Source organism: Rhodococcus sp. JCM 9793, from assembly GCF_055380405.1.
In genome coordinates this window covers 1,463,503-1,488,210 of sequence record NZ_AP043721.1, presented here as the reverse complement: position 1 = coordinate 1,488,210, position 24,708 = coordinate 1,463,503, and the positions used below count along the sequence as shown (strand labels likewise).

At 65.8% G+C, this 24,708-nt stretch carries 19 protein-coding genes; 10 read left to right on the top strand and 9 right to left on the bottom strand.

All coding sequences use genetic code 11. The features are described from left to right. The first annotated feature begins 11 nt into the window (after window positions 1-11). From ACZ46K_RS09155 to aroD, 4 genes are all read left to right on the top strand, one after another. The gene (locus ACZ46K_RS09155; protein ID WP_054806925.1) at window positions 12-335 is read left to right on the top strand and encodes a hypothetical protein; all 324 of its coding nucleotides are present in this window, start codon (window positions 12-14) and stop codon (window positions 333-335) included. Window positions 336-427: 92 nt separating this feature from the next. Beyond that, window positions 428-1,042, top strand: a complete 615-nt coding sequence (locus tag ACZ46K_RS09150) for a TetR/AcrR family transcriptional regulator (protein ID WP_054806923.1) — start codon at window positions 428-430, stop codon at window positions 1,040-1,042. After that, the gene (locus ACZ46K_RS09145; RefSeq protein ID WP_464747776.1) at window positions 1,039-2,682 is read left to right on the top strand and encodes an MDR family MFS transporter; all 1,644 of its coding nucleotides are present in this window, start codon (window positions 1,039-1,041) and stop codon (window positions 2,680-2,682) included. The genes ACZ46K_RS09150 and ACZ46K_RS09145 overlap by 4 nt, the downstream gene beginning before the upstream one ends. 62 nt (window positions 2,683-2,744) lie before the next feature. Next, the gene (gene aroD, locus ACZ46K_RS09140; protein ID WP_054806922.1) at window positions 2,745-3,515 is read left to right on the top strand and encodes a type I 3-dehydroquinate dehydratase; all 771 of its coding nucleotides are present in this window, start codon (window positions 2,745-2,747) and stop codon (window positions 3,513-3,515) included. A gap of 2 nt (window positions 3,516-3,517) precedes the next feature. Here aroD and ACZ46K_RS09135 read toward each other — a convergent pair whose 3' ends face one another. Then, window positions 3,518-4,426, bottom strand: coding sequence for an alpha/beta fold hydrolase (locus ACZ46K_RS09135; protein WP_464747774.1), 909 nt, complete (start codon window positions 4,424-4,426; stop codon window positions 3,518-3,520). A 151-nt stretch (window positions 4,427-4,577) separates the two neighbouring features. On the opposite strand from ACZ46K_RS09135, the gene ACZ46K_RS09130 reads away from it, so the two are divergent. Beyond that, window positions 4,578-5,924: a cytochrome P450 gene (locus tag ACZ46K_RS09130; protein ID WP_464747772.1), complete on the top strand. Its 1,347-nt coding sequence runs from the start codon at window positions 4,578-4,580 to the stop codon at window positions 5,922-5,924. A gap of 19 nt (window positions 5,925-5,943) precedes the next feature. Continuing rightward, on the top strand, window positions 5,944-8,052 hold the full coding sequence (locus tag ACZ46K_RS09125; protein WP_464747770.1) for a thiamine pyrophosphate-dependent enzyme: 2,109 nt from the start codon (window positions 5,944-5,946) through the stop codon (window positions 8,050-8,052). An 82-nt stretch (window positions 8,053-8,134) separates the two neighbouring features. On the opposite strand, the gene ACZ46K_RS09120 is transcribed toward ACZ46K_RS09125, so the two are convergent. The 3 genes from ACZ46K_RS09120 to ACZ46K_RS09110 form a co-directional block, all read right to left on the bottom strand. Next, window positions 8,135-10,372, bottom strand: coding sequence for an NADP-dependent isocitrate dehydrogenase (locus tag ACZ46K_RS09120; RefSeq protein ID WP_054806803.1), 2,238 nt, complete (start codon window positions 10,370-10,372; stop codon window positions 8,135-8,137). 160 nt (window positions 10,373-10,532) lie between these two features. Then, a complete protein-coding gene (locus ACZ46K_RS09115) occupies window positions 10,533-11,258 on the bottom strand; it encodes an HNH endonuclease family protein (RefSeq protein WP_054806802.1) in 726 nt (241 codons plus the stop codon). A 3-nt stretch (window positions 11,259-11,261) separates the two neighbouring features. Beyond that, complete coding sequence (locus tag ACZ46K_RS09110) at window positions 11,262-12,284, bottom strand: beta-ketoacyl-ACP synthase III (RefSeq protein WP_054806801.1); 1,023 nt, start codon at window positions 12,282-12,284, stop codon at window positions 11,262-11,264. Window positions 12,285-12,435: 151 nt separating this feature from the next. Between ACZ46K_RS09110 and ACZ46K_RS09105 the strand changes: the two genes are divergently transcribed. Further along, window positions 12,436-13,044: a class I SAM-dependent methyltransferase gene (locus ACZ46K_RS09105; RefSeq protein ID WP_464749276.1), complete on the top strand. Its 609-nt coding sequence runs from the start codon at window positions 12,436-12,438 to the stop codon at window positions 13,042-13,044. A gap of 95 nt (window positions 13,045-13,139) precedes the next feature. Continuing rightward, window positions 13,140-14,975 (top strand): acyl-CoA dehydrogenase, encoded by a 1,836-nt coding sequence (locus ACZ46K_RS09100; RefSeq protein ID WP_464747768.1) that lies wholly within the window; start codon window positions 13,140-13,142, stop codon window positions 14,973-14,975. A gap of 122 nt (window positions 14,976-15,097) precedes the next feature. Here ACZ46K_RS09100 and ACZ46K_RS09095 read toward each other — a convergent pair whose 3' ends face one another. The 4 genes from ACZ46K_RS09095 to ACZ46K_RS09080 form a co-directional block, all read right to left on the bottom strand. Beyond that, window positions 15,098-16,213 carry an NDMA-dependent alcohol dehydrogenase gene (locus ACZ46K_RS09095; protein ID WP_464747766.1) on the bottom strand — a complete coding sequence of 372 codons (1,116 nt, stop codon included), beginning with the start codon at window positions 16,211-16,213 and terminating at the stop codon, window positions 15,098-15,100. Then, entirely contained in the window at window positions 16,210-17,643 is a 1,434-nt protein-coding gene (locus ACZ46K_RS09090) for an aldehyde dehydrogenase family protein (protein WP_054806800.1), read from the bottom strand. The genes ACZ46K_RS09095 and ACZ46K_RS09090 overlap by 4 nt, the downstream gene beginning before the upstream one ends. Before the next feature lie 76 nt (window positions 17,644-17,719). Beyond that, on the bottom strand, window positions 17,720-20,143 hold the full coding sequence (locus tag ACZ46K_RS09085; protein WP_464747764.1) for a VanW family protein: 2,424 nt from the start codon (window positions 20,141-20,143) through the stop codon (window positions 17,720-17,722). A 232-nt stretch (window positions 20,144-20,375) separates the two neighbouring features. Beyond that, complete coding sequence (locus ACZ46K_RS09080) at window positions 20,376-21,704, bottom strand: acetyl-CoA C-acetyltransferase (protein WP_464747762.1); 1,329 nt, start codon at window positions 21,702-21,704, stop codon at window positions 20,376-20,378. A gap of 94 nt (window positions 21,705-21,798) precedes the next feature. On the opposite strand from ACZ46K_RS09080, the gene ACZ46K_RS09075 reads away from it, so the two are divergent. Beyond that, window positions 21,799-23,145 (top strand): 3-oxoacyl-ACP reductase, encoded by a 1,347-nt coding sequence (locus tag ACZ46K_RS09075; protein WP_464747760.1) that lies wholly within the window; start codon window positions 21,799-21,801, stop codon window positions 23,143-23,145. Next, a complete protein-coding gene (locus ACZ46K_RS09070) occupies window positions 23,145-24,020 on the top strand; it encodes a MaoC/PaaZ C-terminal domain-containing protein (protein WP_054807514.1) in 876 nt (291 codons plus the stop codon). The genes ACZ46K_RS09075 and ACZ46K_RS09070 overlap by 1 nt, the downstream gene beginning before the upstream one ends. Before the next feature lie 61 nt (window positions 24,021-24,081). Here ACZ46K_RS09070 and ACZ46K_RS09065 read toward each other — a convergent pair whose 3' ends face one another. Beyond that, window positions 24,082-24,690 (bottom strand): TetR/AcrR family transcriptional regulator, encoded by a 609-nt coding sequence (locus ACZ46K_RS09065; RefSeq protein ID WP_054807513.1) that lies wholly within the window; start codon window positions 24,688-24,690, stop codon window positions 24,082-24,084. Window positions 24,691-24,708 lie beyond the last annotated feature (18 nt).

The following is a 24,708-nucleotide window of genomic DNA, read 5'->3' as shown; positions in this document are numbered from 1 at the left end:
GAGGTGCAGACATGAGCGACGCCGACTTCGCCCACACCGATCGGGCGGAGAAGAACCGTCGGGACAAGGCGCTGGGGCTGGCACGGTTCGCGTGGCATCGGGGCATCACGGGCGCCGATCTGCTCGCGATGACCGAGGACAACCGCCGCAGGTTGGCCCGTGCCGCCGATGCGCATCCACCGCGGTCGATGGAGACGTGGACACTGGTCGCCTCACTGCTCGACGAGAAGACTGCGTGGGCGCAGACGCATCCGGATCATCCGTCTGCGGCACGCGACCACCTCGACGAGCGGATCATGTGGGTCAAGCCTCCGACCCGGTCGTGGTTCACCTGAGGTCCACTCTTTGCACTCCATAGCAAGTGAGTGCAAAACTGCACCTTGTGAGCGAAGGTGCAACCTTGACGGGCGGTCCGCGGAGCCCGCGTATGCAACGGACCTACGACGCCCTCGTCTCACACGCACGCGCACTCACGGCCGACCGAGGCCTGTCGGGTTTCACGGTCGAGGAACTCTGCGATCACGTCGGCATCTCGCGACGCACCTTCTTCAATTACTTCCCCACGAAGGAAGACGCCGTCTTCGGCGAACACGAAGTCGGGTTCGACCGGGAGGATCAGGACCGGTTCGTCGCACGCGGCGCAGGCGACCACGTCGGATTGTCGCCCACCCTGCTCAGTGACATCACCCGGCTCGTACTCACCCGAGCCCGCCACAACGACTTCACTCGGCAGCGACACCAACTGTTCCGCGACATCGTCCGCACCGAACCGCAGCTGCTGGCCAAGCTCCTGGCCGTCAGTGAAACGCAGCAGCGCGAGTTCGCACTTCTCGTGGCCGAGAGAGAAGGTCTCCCACCCGACGATCCGCTCCCGCGCGCGATCGTGGGCGTCACCCTCTCGCTGACTTTCAATACCGTCGACGAATTCTTCAGCGACGACAACAACAGCTCGTTCGAGGATCTACTGGTACACAACATCTCCATCGCCCGTCAGCTCTTCGGACAACCGCTCGACCTCACCGATCCGACAGGAACCCCGTGACCACCACCACCGACGAACCTTTGGTTCTGACCCAGAAACGTATCTGGATCATCTTCAGTGCGCTGATCGCCGGCATGCTTCTGGCCAGCCTCGACCAGACCATCGTCTCCACCGCGATGCCGACGATCGTCGGTCAGCTCGGCGGAGTCGAGCACCAGGCATGGATCACCACCGCATATCTGCTCGCCACCACGATCGTCATGCCCGTGTACGGCAAGTTCGGCGACATCTTCGGGCGCCGCTATCTGTTCCTCATCGCGATCGCGGTCTTCACGCTGGCCTCGGTGGGCTGCGCATTCACCGACGACTTCTGGACCTTCGTGGTGTTCCGCGCCATGCAGGGCCTCGGCGGCGGTGGCCTGATGATCCTGTCGCAGGCGATCATCGCCGACATCGTCCCGGCCAGCGAACGCGGTAAGTACATGGGTCCGATGGGCGCGATCTTCGGGCTCGCCGCTGTCGGCGGGCCACTCCTCGGCGGATTCTTCGTCGACCACCTGACGTGGGAGTGGTGCTTCTACATCAACATCCCGATCGGCATCATCGCCTTCGTCATCTCGTGGTTCATGCTGACCTTGCCGGTCAAGAAGCCCACCAAGAAGATCGACGTCCCCGGCGTCCTGGCGCTCTCCGTCGCGACGACATGCCTGATCTTCTTCACCGACTTCGGCGGCAGCGCCGATCGCGGGTGGACCGATCCGCTGACGTGGATGTTCGGCGCCGGACTCTTCGTCGCAGTGTGCCTGTTCGTGCTCATCGAGTCTCGCGCACAGGACCCGATCATCCCGCTGTCGCTGTTCCGCAACTCGATCTTCGTCAACGCCACCGCGATCGGCTTCGTCCTCGGTCTCGGTATGTTCGCGGCCATCGCGTTCATGCCGACGTTCCTGCAGATGTCGTCCGGTACGTCCGCAGCGGTGTCCGGCCTGTTGCTGCTGCCGATGATGGCCGGCCTGATGCTCACGACGATCGTGTCGGGCCTCCTCATCGCGAAGACCCAGCGGTACAAGATCTATCCGATCGTCGGTACCGCTGTCACCGTGGTCGGGATGCTGTGGCTGACGACGCTGCAGGGCAATACCCCGCTGTGGGTCGTCTGCGCGATGCTGTTCGTCTTCGGGTTCGGTCTCGGCCTGATCATGCAGGTCGTGGTGCTCGTGGTGCAGAACGCGGTGCCCGTCGACGAGATCGGCACCGCCACCAGCACCAACAACTACTTCCGCGAGGTCGGTGGCGCGCTGGGTGTCGCGATCTTCGGCACGATCTTCACCAACAAGCTCGCGGAGAACCTGACCACGGTGTTCACCGAGGCCGGCGCGAACCCCGAGCAGGCCGGCCAGGCCACCGCTACGCTCGACCCGGCCGTCATGAAGCAGCTCCCCGAGCAGGTGCAGGACGGCATCGTCAACGCCTACGCCGACTCGCTGGCCCCGGTGTTCTGGTATCTGGTGCCGTTCCTGATCATCGCGTTCCTCCTCGCGTGGCTCGTCAAGGAGATCCCGCTGTCCGATGAGGCCGGCATGATCGCCCGCGGTGAGGCCGTGGCCGATCCGGACAAGACGCATGCCTCCGTTGATGCGGTGGATGACGCGGTCTCGCAGGCCTCCGGCGATGCGGATGTGCCGGACCACAGACCCTGACGTCCCGGTTGCCTGTGATCGAATGGTGCTTCGATCACAGGCAACCAGCACAGGAGTCGACGATGGGTGAAGCGATCACACCGGTCCGTGTCAAAGGTGTGGCGATCGGTGAGGGCGCCCCCACGGTGTTCGTGCCCATCACCGGATCCACACCTGAGGCGCTCCGCGGCCAGGTCGACGCCCTTGCCGGCCGCGCCGACCTCGTCGAGTGGCGAGTCGACTTCTTCACCGCCTTCGACGACCCGGATGCCGTCGTCACGCAGGCTCGTGCCCTCGCCGAACAACTCGACGGCGTACCGCTTCTGGCCACGTTCCGCACCGCGCACGAGGGAGGTGAAGCCGCGATCAGCGACGAGGACTACGCCGACCTCTGTGTCGCGCTCGCCGGGTCGGGAACGGTCGATCTCGTCGACGTCGAGTACCGCCGCGATCCCGCCGCCGTGCGGCGGATCATCGGGGCCGCGCACGCTCACGGTGTCGCGGTGGTCGCGTCGAATCACGACTTCGACGGCACCCCCGAACGTGACGACATCGTCGCGCGGCTGCGCGCCATGCAGGAATTGAGCGCCGACATCTGCAAGATCGCGGTGATGCCGAACTCCACCGCCGATGTCCTGACGTTGCTCGATGCCACCCGCGTCATGCACGAGGAGCACGCGAGAGTCCCGATCATCACCATGTCGATGGGCGGGCGCGGCGTGATCTCACGGCTGGCCGGTCAGGTGTTCGGGTCGGCCGCGACGTTCGGGATGGTGGGAACACCGTCGGCGCCCGGGCAGGTCGATGCCACCGAACTGAAGGCGGTGCTCGCCCTGCTCGACCGGTCGCGGTAGGTCTACTTCTCGGCGTCGTCCCACAGTTTCAGCACGGTCGTGAGGATCTCCTCCGACGCACCGAGCCCACCGAGATGACTCTCTCCGTGCAGGTGATGGAACTCGGCGTCGGGAAGCAGCTCCACCATGTGCAGACCGTGCTCGAACGGGATGATGTGGTCGGTGTCGCCGTGCCACCACCGCACCGGCACCTTCACATCGGGCACCCGGAAACCCCAGTCCCGGGTGAACGCGACGATGTCGGCGAAGGGTGCGGCCATCTGCTTCCGACTGCCGTTGAGAAGGTCGTCGAGGAACATCGCCTTGAACTCGGGGCGTGCCAGCAGCCGACGATCGGCTTCCGGCGACAGCCTCCCGTACAGGTCGATGATCGGCGATGCGAACGGTCTGACGACACGGATCGCGGCGCTCGTCGCCGCACCGATCGGCACCCCGCCCCTGGCGAGCAACGGTGCGACGAGGGATCCGAGTTGCATCAGACCACCCGACATCGCGTCGGGTCCGACGACGGGCGCGACCCCGCCGAGCACCGCGACCCCCACGACACGTTCGGGCATCGCGTAGGCCGAAGCGAGGGTGTAGGGGCCGCCACCGGAGAGGCCGACGATGCCCATGCGATCGACACCGAGGGTGTCGGCGACGATCCGCAGGTCGTCGGCGAACGAAAGCACCCGGTCGTAAGTATGGGGTGACGACGAGCCGATACCTGGACGATCCAACCCGATCAGCCGCACGTTCTCCCGTTCGGCGTAGGCCCGGGCCTCGATCGGGATCTGCCGACGCGCTCCCGGGGTGCCGTGCAGCCAGAACACCGCGCGACCCTGCGCGGATCCGAATTCGGCGAAGCCGAGCCGGCGCCCTCCCGCGACCGCGACGGTGCCTTCCAACTTGGGACGTGCGACGTCAACCATGCGCGTCAGCATGACATGCGCAGCACGCCCTGCTGACTTTCGGGGCCGACCACGGCCAGAAGCCCGACGCGCAAATCGCTCCCCGTTAGGTGTGACTGCAGTTACAGTTATCTGACCACATGCATTGTCAGATCCGAACGTGGAGTTCACTGTGACGAAGACGCTGGCACCCGCACCCCCCGGGCTCAGAGCGGTCCCTGGCGACAAGGGACTGCCGTACGTCGGGTACGCCCTCGACTACATGCGTAATCCGCTGAAGGCCTACGACAAGCGTTACCGCGAGCACGGACCGGTGTCGTGGTTCCGCTTCGCCGGCAACCCGTGGGTGGTGCTCCTCGGGCCCGACGCATGCGGCGCCGCCCTGCAGAACCGCGACCGCGCACTCGTCAACGGTGCCGGATGGCGCGTGCTCATCGGACCGTTCTTCGACCGCGGCCTGATGCTGCTCGACGGCGACGAACACACCGCGCACCGACGGATCATGTCGCAGGCCTTCACCCGCGACCGCATCGCCCGTTATACCGAGTCCATGCACCCGGCGATCGAGAAGACCCTCGACGCCTGGAGGCCCAGAGAAGGTTTCCGCGCCTACCCGGCCATCAAGGAACTCACCCTCGGCCTCGCCACCTCGATCTTCATGGGTGGGGCCGAAGGTTCCTCGGCGCGAGAAATGGACGAGGTCAACGAGGCGTTCATCGGGTGTGTGCAGGCGTCGACGGCCATTGTGCGCTACCCACTGCCCGGCACCCGATGGCGAAGAGGAGTCCAGGGCCGCGCCCGACTCGAGGAGTTCTTCCGCCGCTACCTGCCCGCACGACGTGCGCACGAAGGAGACGACCTGTTCTCGGTGCTGTGCCACGTCGAATCCGAAGACGGTGAACGATTCTCGGACGACGACGTCGTCAACCACATGATTTTCCTGATGATGGCGGCGCACGACACGTCGACGATCACATTGTCGACCGCCATGCAGTACCTGGGGCAGCACCCCGAATGGCAACAGGCGTGCCGCGACGAGTCGGAAGCCCTCGGCACGAACACTCCGACATTCGCGCAACTCGACCAGCTCACCACACTCGATCTCGTCATCAAGGAATGCCAGCGACTCGTCACCCCGGTACCCGGCATCGTGCGCCGCGCAGTCGCCGACACCGAGATCCTGGGGCACTTCATCCCGAAGGGCACGCTGATCAACGTCGGCCTGCACTACACCCACCACATGCCCGACCTGTGGCCGGATCCCGAACATTTCGACCCGGGACGTTTCTCCCCGGAACGCCGGGAGGATCGCGTGCACAAGTACGCGTGGTCACCGTTCGGCGGCGGCGCCCACCGCTGCCTCGGCATGTATTTCTCCGGAGCCGAGATCAAGACGGTGCTCCACCACCTGTTGCTGCGTTACCGCTGGCACGTGCCTGCCGACTACGTGGCGCCGATGAACTTCACGTCGCTGCCCTTTCCGAACGACGGTCAGCCGATCGACCTCCGGGTGCGCTGACACCGGGTAGAACGGAGATATGACGGCGGAGCCGCTCGACGACCATTTCCTCACGGCGATCCGGGCCCTCCGGACGCGTGCCCCCGACCGCAGGATCGACGACGCGCTGGTGCTCGACTGTTTCGGCGCGCAGCTGCAGTCGCGTCACCTCGACTTCGCGGCACGCGAGATGCAGCGCCGCGGCGAAGGTTTCTACACGATCGGCTCCGCGGGCCACGAATCGAACGCCGCGATCGGGATGCTCACCCGCGTCACCGATCCGGCTCTGCTGCATTACCGTTCGGGTGGCTTCTACGCTGCGCGCGCATCGCTGGCGGAGGGCACGACGCCGATCCGCGACGTGCTCGCCGGGTGCGCGGCGTCGACACTCGATCCGATCTCGGCGGGCCGGCACAAGGTGTTCGGCAATCCGGCGCTGAACATCCTGCCGCAGACCTCGACGATCGCGTCGCATCTGCCGCGTTCCCTCGGGCTCGCACTGGCGCTGGCTCGCATGCAGAAACTCGACCTGGACGGCCCTTGGCCGGCGGATTCGGTGGTGGTGTGCAGTTTCGGCGACGCCTCGGCGAATCATTCGACGGCGACAGGGGCATTGAACTCCGCCGCGTACTGCACGTATCGCGGTCTGCCGGTGCCGCTGCTGCTGGTGTGCGAGGACAACGGTCTCGGAATCAGTGTGCGCAGCCCCGACGGCTGGATCGAGCAGGCACTGTCGCGGTACCCGGGCATCGAGTACCGCGCGGTCGACGGCGCCGACACCGTCTCCACGCTCGCCACCACCGGCGAACTCGTCGAGCAGGTCCGCGCGACACGCTCCCCCGCGATCCTGCACCTGAAAACGGTGCGGTTCCTCGGCCATGCCGGATCGGATGTCGAGAGCGCCTACCGCAGCCGCGACGAGATCGTCGCCGACTACGCACGCGACCCGCTACTCGCGGCCGCCACCGAACTCGTCTCCCGGGATCTCTTCACCTCCGAAGAGATCGTCGAACGCTACGAATCGGTGCGCGCCGAGGTTGCCGAGGTCGCCGACACACTGCACCATCCCCCGCGTCTCGAATCCGCAGCACAGGTGATGCGGCCGCTGCACATCCACGGGCGGGGGCACGCGGTCGACGACCCGCACCCGCAGCCACGGGAACCGCTCACGCTCGCACAGGCCGTCAACCGCACTCTCGGACACATCCTCGAGGAGCACCCGCAGGCATGCGTGTTCGGTGAGGATGTGGGTACCAAGGGCGGTGTGTACGGGGTGACGCGCGGCATGCAGGAGCACTTCGGAGCGGTCCGGGTGTTCGACACATTGCTCGACGAACAGACGATCCTGGGCACCGCGCTCGGGTTCGCCGTGGCCGGGATGCTACCGATCCCCGAGATCCAGTATCTCGCCTATCTGCACAATGCAGCGGATCAGCTGCGCGGCGAGGCAGCAACCCTGAAGTTCTTCTCCGACAGCTGTTTCGGAAATCCGATGGTAGTGCGCATCGCCGGTCTGCCGTATCAGCGCGGATTCGGCGGCCACTTCCACAACGACAATTCCGTCGCGGCGCTGCGCGACATTCCGGGCCTGGTTCTCGCGGTCCCATCCGATCCCGCGACGGCGGGCGGGCTGCTGCGCGCGTGTATCTTCTTGGCTCGCACAGAAGATCGTGTGTGCGTGTTCGTCGAACCGATTGCGCTCTACCACCAGCGCGACCTGTACGACGAGGGCGACGGACTGTGGCAGCAGTTCCCCGACCCCGCGCCGATCGCACCGGGCACGGTGCACACCTACGGTGAGGGCCGGGACGTGCTGGTGGTGACATTCGGCAACGGTGTGCGGATGAGCCTGCGCGCGACCCGTCGCGCGCCACGGGTCGCGGCGACGGTGCTCGATCTGCAGTGGCTCGCGCCGCTGCCGCTGACCGCGCTCACCGAGCACGCGATGCGGTTCCCCCGGGTCCTGGTGGTCGACGAGACACGTCGCAGCGGGTCGGTCGCGGAGTCGGTGATCGCGGCACTCGTCGACACGAACTATCCGGGGCGGATCACCCGCGTCACGAGCCGCGACAGTTTCGTGCCGCTGGGTCCGGCCGCGGCACATGTGCTTCTGTCGGAGGACGAGATCGTCGACGCGCTGCTCGCCTGATCAGGCCCCCTCGAAACATGACACCCATCGCGAACATCGATCGTCCGCAATGGGTGTCAGAGGATTTACAGCGGGTCGGAGATCAGACCTGCACGGACGCCAATGCGTCGTTCAGGGTCTTGCTCGGCCGCATCACAGCGTCGACCTTCTCGTTGTCCAGCTGGTAGTAGCCACCGATGTCGACCGGGGAGCCCTGCACCTCGATGAGCTCGCGCACGATGGTGTCCTCGTTCTCGGCCAAGGTCTGAGCAAGGGGGGCGAAGCGCTCCGCCAGTTCCTTGTCTTCGGTCTGTGCAGCGAGTTCCTGCGCCCAGTACAGCGCGAGGTAGTACTGGCTTCCACGGTTGTCGAGCTCGCCGGTCTTGCGGGACGGGTTCTTGTTCTCGTCCAGCAGCTTGCCGGTCGCAGCGTCGAGCGCGTCGGCCAGGATCTTGGCGTGGCCGTTGTCGTTCTTGATGCCGAGGTCCTCGAGGCTGACCGCCAACGCCAGGTACTCACCGAGCGAATCCCAACGCAGGTGATTCTCCTCGACGAGCTGCTTGACATGCTTGGGAGCCGAGCCGCCGGCACCCGTCTCGTACATGCCGCCGCCGGCCATCAGCGGGACGACGGAGAGCATCTTCGCACTGGTGCCGAGTTCCAGGATCGGGAACAGGTCGGTGAGGTAGTCGCGCAGGATGTTGCCGGTCGCGGCGATGGTGTCCTTGCCGCGGATCAGGCGTTCGAGGGTGTACCGCATCGAACGCACCTGCGACATGATCTGGATGTCGAGGCCTTCGGTGTCGTGATCCTGCAGGTAGAGCTCGACCTTCTTGATCAGCTCGTTCTCGTGCGGGCGGTACGGGTCGAGCCAGAACAGGACCGGCATGCCGGAGTTGCGGGCACGGGTCACGGCGAGCTTGACCCAGTCGCGGATCGGCGCGTCCTTGACGGTGCACATGCGCCAGATGTCGCCGGCCTCGACGTGTTGCGTCAGCAGCACCTCACCGGTGTCGGCATCGACGAAGTTGGCGTCGCCGTTCTCGGGGATCTCGAAGGTCTTGTCGTGCGAGCCGTATTCCTCGGCCTTCTGCGCCATGAGACCGACGTTGGGGACGGTGCCCATGGTGGTCGGGTCGAACGCACCGTTGGTCTTGCAGAAGTTGATGATCTCCTGGTAAATGCGGGCGAACGTGGACTCCGGCATCACGGCCTTGGCATCCTTGGGGCGTCCGTCGGCGCCGTACATCTTTCCGCCCAGGCGGATCATCGCCGGCATCGAGGCATCGACGATGACGTCGCTCGGTGAGTGGAAGTTCGAGATGCCGTTGGCGGAGTCGACCATCGCCAATTCGGGGCGGTGCTCGTGGCAGTCGTGCAGGTCCCGCTTGATCTCTTCGCGCTGTGTGCTGGGCAGCGTCTCGATCTTGTCGTAGAGGTCGACGAGGCCGTTGTTGACGTTGACGCCCAGCTCGTCGAACAACGCCTGATGTTTGGCGAAGGCGTCCTTGTAGAAGACCTTCACTGCGTGGCCGAAGACGATGGGGTGCGAGACCTTCATCATCGTCGCCTTGACGTGCAGCGAGAACATCACGCCGGTCTTGCGCGCATCCTCCATCTGCTCTTCGTAGAACTCGAGCAGGGCCTTCTTGCTCATGAACATGCTGTCGACGATGTCGCCCTTGCCCAGCGACACCTCGGGCTTGAGAACGATCGTCTCGCCGTTCTCGGTCACGAGCTCCATGCGGATCTTGCGCGCCTTGTCGAGAGTCATGGACTTCTCGCCGTGGTAGAAGTCGCCGTGCTGCATATGCGCGACGTGGCTGCGCGATGCCATCGACCACTCACCCATGCTGTGCGGATGCTTGCGGGCGTATTCCTTCACCGCACGGGGTGCGCGCCGGTCGGAGTTTCCTTCACGCAGGACCGGGTTGACGGCACTGCCGAGGATCTTGCCGTAGCGCTCCCGGATGTCGCGCTCTTCATCGGTCTTGGGGTCGCCCGGGAAATCCGGAATCGCGTATCCCTTGCCCTGCAGTTCCTTGATCGCAGCGAGGAGCTGCGGTACGGATGCGCTGATGTTGGGCAGCTTGATGATGTTCGTTTCGGGCAGCTGCGTCAGACGTCCCAGCTCGGCGAGGGTGTCCGGAACGCGCTGCTCCTCGGTGAGGCGGTCGGAGAACGCGGCCAGGATCCGCGCCGACACCGAAATGTCGCTCGACTCGACCTCGATGCCCGCGGCGCCGGCGAAGGTGCGCACGATGGGCAGGAAGGCGTGCGTCGCGAGTAGCGGCGCCTCGTCTGTCAACGTGTAGATGATTTTCGGTTTATCGGCGCTCATGGCGGTTCTCCCACGTCGTATCGGTCCGATTCCGAACAGCACCGGGTGTGGCCACCGGAATCGCGTCGCGTCTCAGGTTACGTGCGACACAACGATGATATTCAAGAGCCGTGATCGTGGTTGAAGGGCCGCCTGTGCTCCATCCCACCGGGGGCCGATTTCAGCAGGCCGCGAGGACCCGGGACATCGCATCGTGCTCGGCGGGTGTGACCCACAGTTGGTAGACGGTCTTGACCTCGATCTGCTGTGCTACGTAGTTGCAGTGGTAGCCCGCGTTGGGTGGTAGCCACTGCGCTGCGTCGGCGTCGCCCTTCGACTGGTTGGTCGGGCCGTCGACCGCGATCAGGTTGCGAGGATCGTTCGCGAGGTTGCGACGCTGCTGCTCATCGAGCTTCTGCGCCCCCGTCTTCCACGCGTTCGACAGTGCAACGACGTGATCGATCTGGACCTGCGACGACGTGTCGCTACCGCGCCGGAAGAAGATCTCCGTGCCGGTGTACGGGTCGTTGAGCGTGCCCGTGCGCACGGTGCAGTCCTTCGTGGCGGGTTCGAGCGAGATGTGCACGAGGTCGCGTTTGAGGATGTCGTTGCGCGTATCGCAGCCGTTCTTACCGAACTCGACGGTGACGCTGTCTGTCCACGCGGAGCCGAACTCGCCCCGCTCGTAGCCGCTCTGCGATGCGGCATCGCGCACCGGAAGCGCCGCGAGTGCCTGCAGAGCGGCCGAACCACTGTAGGTCGACGACTGCCCGGCGCCACCCGAAGAGGTGGCGGCACCGGACGGGTCGGAGTCGTACGGTTCGAGGAGCACCATGGCCACGGCGACCACGACGAAACACAGCAACCAGAGCCATCGAGGGATCGACGACTTCTTCTTACGGGCCATGGACTACTGGGCCAACGGCGGCATCGTGACGACCTGGCCTGCAAAGGACAGGCCTGCGCCGAAGGCGAGCAGCAGCGTGGTGGCGCCCGGCTCGACCTGACCGGTGCGCAGCATCTTCTCCATGGCGAGCGGGATGGATGCCGCGGAGGTGTTGCCGGTCTCGATGATGTCGTCGGCGACCGCGACGGTGTCGGGCAGCTCGAGCTGACGGACGATGACGTCGTTGATCCGCAAATTCGCCTGGTGTGGCACGAACGCGTCGAGATCTTCGAGCGCGACACCGGCCTTGTCGGCGATCTGGCGCACGTACTTGCTCATCTCGAAGGCAGCCCAGCGGAACACCGCGGTGCCCTCCATGATGATCCACGGGCGCGGCTGGGTGGGGTTCTGTGCGAAGTCGACCCAGTCGGGTTCCTGCCGGATCGCGTTGCCCTGGGAGCCGTCGGACCCCCACACGGTGGGGCCGATGCCCACGTCGTCGGATGCGCCCACGACGACGGCGCCCGCACCGTCACCGAAGATGAATCGCACGGAGCGGTCGGTGGGGTTGGTGGCGTCGCTCATCCGCTCGACTCCGACGACGAGCACGTTCGTCGCGGATCCTGCGCGGACCAGGTCGGATGCGACACCGAGCGCGTAGCAGAAGCCCGCACAGCCTGCCTGGATGTCGAGCGCAGCGGCGCCGTTCGTGCCGATCCGGTCGGCGACGAGCGCAGCAGCCTGCGGAGTCTGGAAGCCGTAGGTGGAGCACGCGACGATCACGGTGTCGATCTGTGCGCCGGTAAGCTTCGCCGCTTCGAGGGCTTTCTCGGAGGCGTTGATCGACATCTCGACGATCGATTCCTCAGGATGCGCTTTCGCGAATCGGCGCTCCTTGATGCCGGAACGCGACTGGATCCACTCGTCGCTCGAGTCGATCTGCAGGCAGATCTCCTCGTTCGTGACGACGCGCTCGGGGCGGTGAACACCCAGCCCGAGCAGCACGCTGTTCCGCAACGGCGCAGGAGCGGCGATCTGTGCACCCATCCGGAAAACTCCTCTACATCATCGTGGCGCTACTGTCCTAGCATCGCCGTCCGGACACGGTATCGCGGGTCGGAAGTACCTTCCGCGACACCCCTAGTAGAACTTGTTCCAGGGCAGCTCAGCGGAGGAGTCGGGGGGCTACGTTTCCCCCATGGACGCACGTGAGTGGGACGAGAAGTATCAGGCCGAAGAACTCGTATGGGGGGCGCCACCGAGCCCCGTCGTCGTCGAGTTCGCCACCGCCCTCCCGCACGGACGCGCACTCGACCTCGGGTGCGGCGAGGGGCGGCATTCCCTGTGGCTCGCGACCCGGGGTTGGGAGGTAGTAGGTACGGACTTCTCCGAAGTGGCCCTCGACAAGGCCCGGCAGGTCGCGGCGCAGGCACCGAAGCGGTCGCGTGACCGCTTGCAGTACGTTCGGTCGGATGTGACGCAGGGCGCATTCGACGGCCCATATGATCTGATCCTCGCCGTATTCCTACACTTCCCTCCGGCACAGCGCAGAACACTGATCGACAATGCGATCAATTCGCTCGAACCTGAAGGAATCCTCATATTTCTGGGGCACGACAGGACAAATATCGACGAGGGGGTCGGTGGACCCCAGGACAGTGAAATCCTTTACACACCAACAGATATCGTCGAAGAAATCGACGGAAGACTGGAAATCCGGGTGGCCGAACGAAGATTCCGAGAAACAGTTTCCGGAACTGCCATCGACGCGCTCGTCGTTGCCCGTAAAATCGGCCTTGGCAGTTAGTTGCCTTGCGAGTAACATAGAGATGTTACCGACGAGTAATAAGCTTGGGCGGTACTAGGACCACACCGGACCGCACTGGGAGACAGAGCACAGACATGGGCCATTACAAGAGCAACCTCCGCGACCTCGAGTTCAACCTCTTCGAGTTCCTGAAGATTCAGAAGGTCCTCGAAGCCGGCAAGTTCGGCGACCTCGACGAAGAGACCGCACGCGGCATCCTCTCCGAGGTCAAGGCCCTCGCAGAGGGCCCGGCCGCCGAAGGTTTCGCCGACGCCGACCGCAACCCCCCGGTCTTCGATCCCGAGACCCACTCCGTGACCCTCCCGGAGCCGTTCAAGAAGGCCTTCCGCGCCTGGTGGGACGCCGGATACTGGTCCATGGGCATCGCCGAGGAGATCGGCGGCACCGATTCGCCGCGCAGCCTCCTGTGGGCAGTCAACGAGATGATGCTCGGCGCACAGCCCGCCGCCTTCATGTACGCGGCGGGCCCCGCGTTCGCCGGTGTGCTCTTCGAGAACGGCACCGACGAACAGAAGAAGTGGGCCGCCACCTGCGTCGAACGCGGCTGGGGCGCCACCATGGTCCTCACCGAGCCCGACGCCGGCTCCGACGTGGGCGCCGGTCGCACCAAGGCCATCAAGCAGGACGACGGCTCGTGGCACATCGAGGGCGTCAAGCGCTTCATCACCTCGGCCGACTCCGACGACCTGTTCGAGAACATCTTCCACCTCGTCCTCGCGCGTCCCGAGGGCGCCGGACCGGGCACCAAGGGCCTGTCCCTGTTCTTCGTCCCGAAGACCCACTTCGACTTCGAGAAGAACGAGATGGGCGAACGCAACGGCGTGTTCGTCACCAACGTCGAACACAAGATGGGCATCAAGGCCTCCGCGACCTGCGAGGTCACCTTCGGCGGCCACGGCGTTCCCGCCCAGGGATGGCTCGTCGGCGAGGTCCACAACGGCATCGCGCAGATGTTCGACGTCATCGAGCACGCCCGCATGATGGTGGGCACCAAGGCCATCGCGACCCTGTCGACCGGCTACCTCAACGCCCTCGACTACGCCAAGGAACGTATCCAGGGCGCCGATCTGACCCAGATGTCCGACAAGGCCGCCCCGCGCGTATCGATCATGCACCACCCGGACGTCCGCCGGTCGCTCGCGATGCAGAAGGCCTACTCCGAAGGCCTGCGCGCGGTGTACCTCTACACCGCCGCGCACCAGGACGACGTCGTCGCCGAGCAGGTCTCGGGCGCCGACGCCGAGCTCGCGCACCGCATCAACGACCTTCTCCTGCCGGTCGTCAAGGGCTGCGGCTCCGAGCGTGCCTACCAGTACCTGACGGATTCGCTGCAGACCTTCGGTGGTTCGGGCTTCCTGCAGGACTACCCGATCGAGCAGTACATCCGCGACGCGAAGATCGACTCCCTGTACGAGGGCACCACCGCGATCCAGGCACAGGACTTCTTCTTCCGCAAGATCGCCCGCGACCGCGGCGTCGCCCTCGCACACGTTGCAGGGCAGGTCAAGAAGTTCCTCGACTCCGACACCGCCGACCAGCGCCTCAAGCCGGAGCGCGCACTGCTGGCCACCGCACTCGAGGACACCCAGACGATGGTCGCGACCCTCACCCAGTTCCTCATGGGTGCGCAGGAGCAGCCCACCGAGCTGTACAAGGTCGGTCTCGGCTCGGTCCGCTTCCTCGAGTCGTTCGGCGACCTGCTCATCGGCTGGCTGCTCCTCGAGCACGCCGAGATCGCGTTGGCCGCCCTCGACGCCGACCCGGATGCGAAGGACAAGGCATTCTACGAGGGCAAGGTCGCAGCGGCGTCCTTCTTCGCGAAGAACGTACTGCCGACCCTGACCACCTCGCGCAACATCATCACGGACGTCGACCTCGACATCATGGAGCTCGACGAAGCCGCGTTCTGATGACTGCGCCGAACCCGAATGGCTGTGCAGAAGGCCAGACGGCGTCGTAGAACACGACAGTGGCTCCCGCCGATCCCGGCGGGAGCCACTGTCGTCGTAGCGGGATCAGAGTCGAAGAGGGGTCAGAACAGGACGACCCCACGCAGGTTCCGGCCCTCGTGCATGTCGGTGAATCCCTGTGCGATGTCGTCGAGCTTGTAGGTGGACGTGATCAACTCGTCGAGCTTCAACGCTCCCGAGGTGTACAGGTCGATCAACCACGGGATGTCGGCGGTCGGCGCGGATGCGCCGAACAGGGAACCCTGGATCCGCTTCTGGTACAGCACCAATTCCATGGGGCTGATGGGGATCCCGAAGTCGGTCATCGACCCGAGTCCGGTGACCACACAGGTACCGGCCTTGCGGATCGACGAGAAGGCCTCTGCGATGTGTTCCCCGGTCGTGACGCCCACAGTGACGATCGCGGCGTCGGCGCCCTGCCCGTTGGTGAACGACCGTGCGATCTCAGTTGCCTCTGCCATATCCGAGACAGCATGTGTAGCACCGAATTTCAGCGCACTCTCACGCTTGAACGGCACCGGATCGACAGCGATGATCCGGGCCGCCCCCGCATGCACTGCGCCCTGAACCGCATTGATTCCGATCCCTCCTATGCCCTGCACGATGATGGTCTGGCCTGGATACACCTCGGCGGAATTGACCGCCGCACCCCAACCCGTACCCACACCGCACCCGAGCAGGCACAGCTTGTCGAGAGGTAGATCCTTGTCGACCTTGATGGCCGAATCGACACTGACGGTAGTGTATTCGCTGAAGGTCGACAGCCCGCACGTCTGCGCGACGGGCGCGCCATCGAGACTCAGGCGGAAGCTCGACGGATCGTCGGGACGGGTTCCGGTCATGATGGCTGCACCGCGATCGCAGAGGTTCTGCAGGCCTTTCGCACACCACCGGCACCGTCCACATGCCGCCAGGAACGAGAACACCACATGGTCGCCCACACTCCAACCATGCGTTTCGGGCCCGACCTGCACGACGATGCCCGCACCCTCGTGGCCACCACAGATGGGATAGCTCCCCACCGCATGATCTCCTGAGGAGATGTGATCATCGGAATGGCACAGCCCTGCCGCGACCATCTCGACCATGATCTCCCCGCGTCGCGGATCGTCGAGGTCGAGATCGGCGATCTCGTAGGTGCCGGGTGCTTGACGAATAATTGCTCCGCGAGTTCTCATTCCGGCGTCACCTGGCCGGCCATCGACGCACGGTATCCGTCGGCGTACGGCGGGAGCATCCCCCACTCACGACGCGGGTCCTGCTCCGACGCCACGAACACGGTACGGGCGTGGCTGAATTCGAGAAAACCCTCGCGGCCGTTGTAATGCCCCATGCCGGATGCTCCGACACCACCGAACGGCGCGTCGAGCAACCCGGGGTGCATCAGCACGTCGTTGATCGTGACCCCACCGGACGAGGTGGACTCGACGACGAGATTCTGTTCTTCCACATCGTGTCCGAAGTAGTACAGCGCCAGCGGCTTCGGTCCCGCATTGATCTGCTCGAGCACCTGCTCGACGTCGTCGTACGTTCGAATCACCATCGCCGGTCCGAAGATCTCCTCCTGAGAGATCATCGCCGACTCCGGCGGGTCGAGTACGAGGCGCAACGGACGTCGGCGTTCGGTGGTATCGACCGGCTCCACGGGGACGATCTCGACTCGCGCACCGAGCCGCTCTGCATCCCGGACATATTCATCGATCCGATCGGCGTGCCCATCGGAGACGATGGCGGTGACATCCACATTGCCGGACGCTGTGGGCAGAAGCTCGGCGTAGGACTCACGGACGGCTGCGATGAACGGTTCGACGAGCTCCACCGGCACGTGGACGGTGTCGGGGGCAACGCAGATCTGACCACCGTTGGTGGCCTTCCCGACCGCAATGCGGAACGCCGCCGTCGCGAGATCGGCCGAGCGACCGACGATCACCGGCGACTTGCCACCGAGTTCCAATGTGACCGGCACAAGATTGCGTGCCGCGTTCGCCAGCACCGACCGGCCGGCAGCCTGACCACCGGTGAACACGATGTGGTCGAACGGCAACGACGTCAGGGCCTGCGCGATGTCCGGTCCCCCGGTGACCACCGCCACGTCGGCAGGATCGAGGAGCTCCGCGGCCGCATCCGCCAGCACCTGCGCAGTGCGCGGCGCGATCTCGGACGATTTCAGCACCGCCCGGTTACCCGCCGCGAGCACACCCGCCAAGGGACTCAGGAGTGTGTACACCGGGGCATTCCAGGTTCCGAGGATCAGCACGGATCCCTTGGGCTGGTACTGCACCGATGCGGTGGCTCCCAGCTGGTCGTACGGCGAGAACACTGCTCGCTGCTCGGACTGCATCCACTCGGCGACGTGATCGCGTGCGTACTTCAGCGCAGTGAGCGACCCGAGGATGTCGTTGACGGTCGAGTACCCGGGGTGTCGCCCGCCGAAGTCTGCATCGATCGCGTCGACTATCTCGTCCTGGCGCGCGACGAGCATGTCGATCACCCGCTGGATCCGCGCGCGGCGCTCGTCCACGCTGCTGATCCGCTGCACGCGGATCCTTTGCTGCTGGATCCCGAGCAACGCGCTCAACTCGGAATCCACGCTGGTCACAATGGTCATAGCGGGATGCTATGAGCGTCGTCACAGCACCCCCAGCGAGTTCCCGCTCAGCGAGATCTGCCCTCGGCGGTGTCTCCTATTCGACCTCGACGCCGGGGAAGTCCGGCACGAAGTCACCCGCTGACGGACGGGCCGCGGCGGGCTCCTCGGTTTCCGGCGCCGCCGGCGCTTCGGCCTCGGGTTCGGTCGGCGCAGGAACAGGTGCGGCGTCCTCGCCCGGCACGCGAGCAGGCGCCGACGGACGGCCGTCACCGGACGGTTCGTCGCCCGGCTCCGGTTCGGGACTCAGGCACTTGACGACGGGCACCGGGTCGTAGCGAACGGTACGGGTCTTGTTCGAGATCTGCGCCCCTGTGTTCACATCGGTGACGATGCGAGTGTCGGTGACGGTGAAGCCCTGCGCGCCGCTGGAAGGGATGCAGGAGGCGCCCGCGGGCAGCGTGATCGTGTTCGGCGATGTGTAGTTGGTGCGGTCGCCGGTGATGGATTGCACGTCGACCGTCTTCGTGCCCCACAGACGCACCGTGATGTCGGAATCCGTCCCGATCGTCTGGATCAGCACACCGGTCGACTCCGACGGATTGCGGAACGCCAGATCGATGGCGCCCTCGTAGACCGTCGCTTCACGCGCGGCCGGGTAGCGGGAGATGTAGTAGCTGTGCTCGGTGTGGTCGACGTCCTCCATACCCGCGAAGTACGACGCGTTGTACAGGGTCGTCGCGAGTTGGCTGATACCGCCGCCGACAGCCTTGCCCGGGCGACCTGCCTCGATGATGCCGGATTCGACGTAGCCTTCCGCTGCACCACGCGACCCCGTGTATCCGTTGAGCGAGAACGTCTCTCCCGGCTTCACGAGCGCGCCGTCGATCTCGGAGGCCGCGAGCCGGATGTTCACACCGGAGGCGTATTCGAAACCACCGGAGCTGAACTCACCGATCACCTCGTTGATCCCGAGCTTCTCCGCAGCCTCCGTCGTCAGTTCCGGATCGGCCGACTTGTACACGGCCTCGATGGACCGTCCGTCCTCGGTCACAAGCAACTGCGGCAGCGACTCGAGGGTCTTGTCCCAATCGACGAGATTGCCCTTCGTACCCGGAACGACCGCGGGACGACCACCGTCGAGGACGATCTGCGCGTCCTTCGGTTCCGTCTCCGTCGCCTCGAGCTGCGGCGCGAGAATCCCGATGGCGGCCTCGGGGTGGTACTGCGGATCGAGTCCACCCGAGCCGTCGGGTGCGAACGAGAGCACGGCGCCGATGTCCTGGCGCGGCAGCGTCGCGATCGTGCCGTCGTGGCCGGTGATCACGAGGTCCGACGCCACCGCGGGCACGGCGATCTCGGCGAGCGCACGATCGAGGCCCTCACGGGTGACGGTGACTTCCACGCTCTCGACCGGCAGCGACACGTCGCCGAAGGGCCAGCGCTCTGCGAAGACATCCGACGCCGCCTCCGCGTCGAGACGCTGTCCGGGCTGCGGGGTGACGGGAACCGGGGTGCCGTCCTCGAACACGATGTTGCCTTCACGCGGCCCGTGGGCTGCGGCAGCAGTCACCAGATCGATCGATGCGGCGAGTGCGGCGTCGTCGCGAGTGGAGACCACACCGACCTCGTCATTGCCGAAGAACGACGCGAGCCGGCTGAACGGATTGAGCGACTGCGATCCGACGCTGTCGAGGGTGGCATCCCAGTCGATGCCCAACCCTGCCTCCGACGGAACGATCTCGCCGCTGGTGTCTCCGGCGGTCACCGCGACAGGAGTGTCGAGCCGCGGACCGAGTTCGTTGCGGAGCGTCGCTTCGGCATCGCCCCGCGAGTCGCCGCCGATCTCGATACCGGCGACAGTGACGCCACGCGGTACCTCGCCCGAACTCATGGCGAGATCCGCGGCGTAGAGGACAGCCAGGACGGCAACGACACCACCGACGGCGAGCGCAACCGTGCGCTTCGGCAGGTTCGCCCACGGCCCGTCGGGACCCGACGGGCCGCCTGGTCCGTCTCCGGGAGGAGGCGCCACCGGCGGTGGCCCGGCCGGAGGAGGTGTGGCGGCCGGAGGTGAAGCGGGTGGCATCGCGGTGGTGGCGGCGGCCTGCGCGGGCGGCACCTTGATCTGCGGCATCTGTTCGGTGGGAGCATCCGACGCGGGCGGATTCTGCTCCGACGGCACCTTCACGACCGGGATGACTGCGGTGGGAGCGTCCGACGACCCGGCGCCGGTAGGAGCGTCCGACGACCCGGCGCCGGTAGGAGCGTCCGACGACGCCGTGTCGTTCGACGTGTCCGCGCTCTCGGTTGCAGCATCCGATCCATCGGAACCGCTCTCCCGGTCCGGAACGCTCGCCTCCGATCGACCCATCGGGCCGGATTCACCGGCTCCGGGCGACGCCGCGTTGCTCACCGGTGTCGCAGCGCCGGCCGAGGGGGCCGCCTGCGGTTGTGGTTCGGTGGGGAGAACGTCGTCGTGTGTAGCCTCGGGCTCGTTCGTCCCGTTGTTGCCGCTCACCGATGTCCCTTCAGACGGGGCACGCTCGTCGTACACTGCGCGCCGGATACCGGTTCTCCAGGGTAACGCCCGGACGTGAACGGTCTACGGGCGGAAGGCGCAAAGACCCTGCTGGGCTACCAGGTCGGGGGTCAGGTAGCCCAGCAGGGTCGTCTGTTCTATCGCCGTGTCGACGGGGGCGTTACACACATTCGTAGAGAATCTCTCGAATGTGAGTCGACACCCCGAGAGATCACGCTTCGAGGATTGCCGTCACGCCCTGGCCACCTGCAGCGCAGATCGAGACGAGGCCGCGAGCGGGCTTGCCGGTCTCCTGCTTCTTCTCGTGCAGCATCTTTGCGAGTGCAGCGACGATGCGGCCGCCGGTCGCGGCGAACGGGTGCCCCGCGGCGAGCGAGGATCCGTTGACGTTGAGCTTGGTGCGGTCGATCGATCCGAGCGGAGCGTCGAGGCCGAGACGCTGCGTGCAGTACTCCTTCGACTCGAACGCCTGCAGTGTGGCCAGGACCACCGACGCGAACGCCTCGTGGATCTCGTAGAAATCGAAATCCTGCAGGGTGAGGCCGTTGCGCTGCAGCAGACGCGGAATGGCGTAGGTGGGGGCCATGAGCAGCCCGTCGCCGCCGTGGACGTAGTCGACGGCGGCAGTTTCGGAGTCGACGAGGTACGCGAGGACCGGCAGGTTCCGTTCTGCGGCCCATTCCTCGGTGGACAGCAGCGCCGCGGACGCGCCGTCGGTGAGCGGGGTGGAGTTGCCGGCTGTCATGGTGGCGTCGCCGAGCTCGGTACCGAACACCGGCTTCAACGTCGACAGCTTCTCGACGGACGAATCGGGGCGCAGGTTGTCGTCGCGCGTGAGCCCGAGGAACGGGGTGACGAGGTCGTCGAAGAAGCCGCGGTCGTACGCGGCGGCCATGTTGTGGTGGCTCGCTGCGGCGAGTTCGTCCTGGTCTTCGCGTCGGATCCCGAATTCCTTCGCGGTGATCGCAGCGTGGTCGCCCATCGAGAGACCGGTGCGCGGCTCGCCGTTGCGCGGGATCTCGATGCCGAGCATGGACGGGCGCACGTTGCCGAGCAGCTTGACGCGATCGGCCGTCGTGCGGGCGCGGTTGAGCGAGAGCAGGAACTCGCGCAGAGGGTTGCTCACCGCGATCGGGGCGTCGGAGGTGGTGTCGACGCCGCCGCCGATCCCCGCCTCGATGCGGCCCGCGGCAATCGCGTCGCCCACTGAGATGATCGACTGCAGGCCGGTGCCGCATGCCTGCTGTAGGTCCCAGGCGGGGGTGTAGGCGCTCAGCGCGCTGCCGAGGACGCTCTCGCGGACGAGGTTGAAGTCGCGGCTGTGCTTGAGCACCGCCCCGCCGACGACGGCGCCGAGACGCTCACCCTGCAGATTGAAGCGGCTGACGAGACCGTCGAGGGTTGCAGTGAACATGTCCTGGTTGGACGCGCGTGCGTACTTGCGGTCCGAACGCGCGAACGGGATCCGGTTGCCACCGAGGACGGCGACTCGACGCAGCTGCGTGGATCGGGCATTGGTGGTCACTGGTATCTCCCGCATTCAGATGGACTCGAACTGTGGCTACTATTCTTACTCAGGAGTAAGTTAGTTGTCGACTACAGCATCGACGACCGAATTCGAAGAAGGTGGAAACGTGGCTGACGCCAAGGGCGCCCCCAAGCTCTATTCCCAGCTCATCTCGTCCGCACCCGGCTCTTTCCTCGCGAAGCAGTTCGGTCTGCCACAGCCCGAGAAGCTTCGCCGCTACCAGCCGGGTGAGCCCGCACTCCCCGGCCCCGTCCTCGTCGGCGGCAACGGCCGCCTCGTGGAACCGATCCGCACACTGCTGCGCGACTACGCGTTCGCCGACCCCGCCGATACCGAGTTCGGCGCTCTCGTGTTCGACGCTACCGGTATCAGCGACGCCGCGGGTCTCGAACAGCTCTTCACGTTCTTCCAGCCGGTCATCCGCAGCCTCGCCCCCAGCGGGCGCGTCGTCGTCCTCGGCACCACGCCCGAGGAAGCGACGTCCGTCGACGAGCAGATCGCGCAGCGTGCCCTCGAAGGCTTCACGCGCAGCCTCGGCAAGGAACTGCGTCGCGGCGCCACCATCGCGCTCGTCTATGTCTCGCCGAAGGCCTCGACCGGCCTGTCCGGCGTCGAGTCGACACTGCGATTCCTGCTGTCCGCCAAGTCGGCGTTCGTCGACGGCCAGGTCGTCCGTGTCGGCGACGGCGACGCCACCGCCCCCGAGTCGTGGGACAAGCCGCTCGCAGGCAAGGTCGCCGTCGTCACCGGTGCCGCGCGCGGCATCGGCGCAACCATCGCCGAGGTCCTCGCTCGCGACGGCGCGACCGTCATCGCGGCAGACGTCCCGGCTGCCGGTGAAGCACTGTCGCAGACCGCCAACCGCGTGGGCGGCACCTCTTTCCCACTCGATGTCACCGCTACCGACGCCGGCGACAAGCTCGCCGCACATCTGCTCGAGCGGCACGGCGGCGCCGACATCATCGTCCACAACGCAGGCATCACCCGCGACAAGCTGCTCGCGAACATGGACGACAGCAGGTGGAACTCCGTGATGGCCGTGAACCTCATTGCCCCGCAGAAGATCACCGAGGTCCTCGTCGAGAAGGGTGCTCTGAAGGAAGGCGGTCGCGTGATCGACGTGTCGTCGATCGCGGGCATCGCGGGCAACCGCGGGCAGACCAACTACGGCACATCCAAGGCCGGCGTCATCGGCCTCGTGCAGGCCACTGCGCCCGTGCTCGCGAAAAAGAACATCACCATCAACGCCGTCGCGCCGGGCTTCATCGAGACCGCGATGACCGCTGCGATCCCGCTTGCAACCCGCGAGGGTGGCCGCCTGATGAGCTCGCTGAGCCAGGGCGGCGAAACCGTCGATGTCGCCGAGACCGTGGCATGGTTCGCAAGCCCCGCGTCGAGCGCCGTCACCGGACAGGTCGTGCGTGTCTGCGGCCAGTCCATGCTGGGGGCTTGATGAGCGAAATCGAACTGTCGGAGAGCCCGTCGATCCTCGACGTCTACGGTCGCGCCGTGCTTTCGGCGCTGCCGGTCGTCGGAGCGTCCGGCGATTCGCTGCCCGACGACACGCTGGTGCTGCGCGGCCTGCGGGTCGATCCCGACAACCTCGCCGAGTACGCGAAGGTGTGCGGGCTGCGTTTCGGCGACACGTTGCCGCTGACGTACCCGTTCATTCTCTCGTTCCCACTCGTGATGAAAATGATGGTGTCCAAAGGCTTTCCGTTCGCGGCGATCGGTTCGGTGCACGCCGAGAACGTGATCGAACAGCTGCGGCCGATCTCCGTGACCGAGCCCCTCGACCTCCGTGTGCACGCCGAGAACATGCGTGAACATCGCAAGGGTCTGCTCGTCGATCTCGTCACCGTCGTCAATGTGGGGCGCGAGACGGTGTGGCGTCAGACGTCGACGTTCCTGCACCAGCAGCGCACGTCACTGTCGGGTGAGCCGAAGTCGGAACCGAAGGCCGAGGAGATCCCGGCCGTCCCCACCTCCACGCTGCGCGTCGATCAGCGGACGATCGACAAATACGCGGCGGTGTCGGGCGATCGCAATCCGATCCATGTGTCGTCGCTGGGCGCGAAGGCCTTCGGGTTCCCGAAGTCCATCGCGCACGGCATGTGGACCGCCGCAGCCACCCTGTCGGCAGTGGAAGGCCGGATCCCCGAGAAGGTCACCTACTCGGTGCGGTTCGGCAAGCCGGTGCTCCTGCCGTCGTCTCTGAGCCTCTACGCGCAGCGTGACGGCGATCAGGACGGAGAGGTCGGCGGGTGGGACCTCGCGGTGCGGCACCCGAAGAAGCAGTACCCGCACCTCACCGCGATCCTGCGCTGAGTTTCTGTGTGCCGGGGCGCGATGGGGGCGTCCCGGCTCACACTTCGAAGAAGAAGTCCGATCAGCCCTGCTGGTCGGACTTCTTCCTTCCCGCAAGACCGCGCCACGCGAGGTTCTCGAGCAGGTCGGCGGCCTTCTCGACGTCGATCTCGCCGCCTGCGATACGGTCGGCGACGGCTTCGCCCGCGCCGACGAGCGCAACGGCCATGATCTGGAAGTCGGATCCGGGTTCCGGGTCGCGCGTGCTGGATTCGAGGAGATGGGCGGTCAGTTCGATCAGCTGGTCGCGGCTGTTCTGCACTTGCCCGGCGAACGCCTGCTGCCCGAATGCCTGACGGTAGAGCACCATCCACGAGTTGCGGTGGTCGTCGACGAAACCGAGGAACGACTCCAATGCCACACGCAACTGTTCGCGCGGCGACAGCGACAGGTCGCCGGCGGGCTTGAGTGCCTCGACGAACGCCTGCCCCTCGCGGCTGATGCACGCGGCGAACAGTTCGTCCTTCGACCCGTAGTAGAGGTAGAGCATCGGCTTCGAGATCGATGCGCGCGCTGCGATCGCGTCCATCGATGCATCGTGAAATCCGTTTTCGGAGAACACATCCACCGCGGCGTCGAGCATCTGTTGCTCCCGCACTGCGCGGGGCAGTCGCTTGGTACCGCCGGCCATGACTCCTCCAACACCTAC

Coding starts and splice junctions, on each gene's coding strand:
- ACZ46K_RS09070 (WP_054807514.1), top strand. CDS start 23,145: ATGAGCGAAATCGAACTGTCGGAGAGCCCGTCGATCCTCGACGTCTAC.
- ACZ46K_RS09100 (WP_464747768.1), top strand. CDS start 13,140: ATGGGCCATTACAAGAGCAACCTCCGCGACCTCGAGTTCAACCTCTTC.
- aroD (WP_054806922.1), top strand. CDS start 2,745: ATGGGTGAAGCGATCACACCGGTCCGTGTCAAAGGTGTGGCGATCGGT.
- ACZ46K_RS09065 (WP_054807513.1), bottom strand. CDS start 24,690: ATGGCCGGCGGTACCAAGCGACTGCCCCGCGCAGTGCGGGAGCAACAG.
- ACZ46K_RS09115 (WP_054806802.1), bottom strand. CDS start 11,258: ATGGCCCGTAAGAAGAAGTCGTCGATCCCTCGATGGCTCTGGTTGCTG.
- ACZ46K_RS09120 (WP_054806803.1), bottom strand. CDS start 10,372: ATGAGCGCCGATAAACCGAAAATCATCTACACGTTGACAGACGAGGCG.
- ACZ46K_RS09155 (WP_054806925.1), top strand. CDS start 12: ATGAGCGACGCCGACTTCGCCCACACCGATCGGGCGGAGAAGAACCGT.
- ACZ46K_RS09110 (WP_054806801.1), bottom strand. CDS start 12,284: ATGGGTGCACAGATCGCCGCTCCTGCGCCGTTGCGGAACAGCGTGCTG.
- ACZ46K_RS09105 (WP_464749276.1), top strand. CDS start 12,436: ATGGACGCACGTGAGTGGGACGAGAAGTATCAGGCCGAAGAACTCGTA.
- ACZ46K_RS09080 (WP_464747762.1), bottom strand. CDS start 21,704: ATGCGGGAGATACCAGTGACCACCAATGCCCGATCCACGCAGCTGCGT.
- ACZ46K_RS09125 (WP_464747770.1), top strand. CDS start 5,944: ATGACGGCGGAGCCGCTCGACGACCATTTCCTCACGGCGATCCGGGCC.
- ACZ46K_RS09150 (WP_054806923.1), top strand. CDS start 428: ATGCAACGGACCTACGACGCCCTCGTCTCACACGCACGCGCACTCACG.
- ACZ46K_RS09095 (WP_464747766.1), bottom strand. CDS start 16,213: ATGAGAACTCGCGGAGCAATTATTCGTCAAGCACCCGGCACCTACGAG.
- ACZ46K_RS09090 (WP_054806800.1), bottom strand. CDS start 17,643: ATGACCATTGTGACCAGCGTGGATTCCGAGTTGAGCGCGTTGCTCGGG.
- ACZ46K_RS09135 (WP_464747774.1), bottom strand. CDS start 4,426: ATGGTTGACGTCGCACGTCCCAAGTTGGAAGGCACCGTCGCGGTCGCG.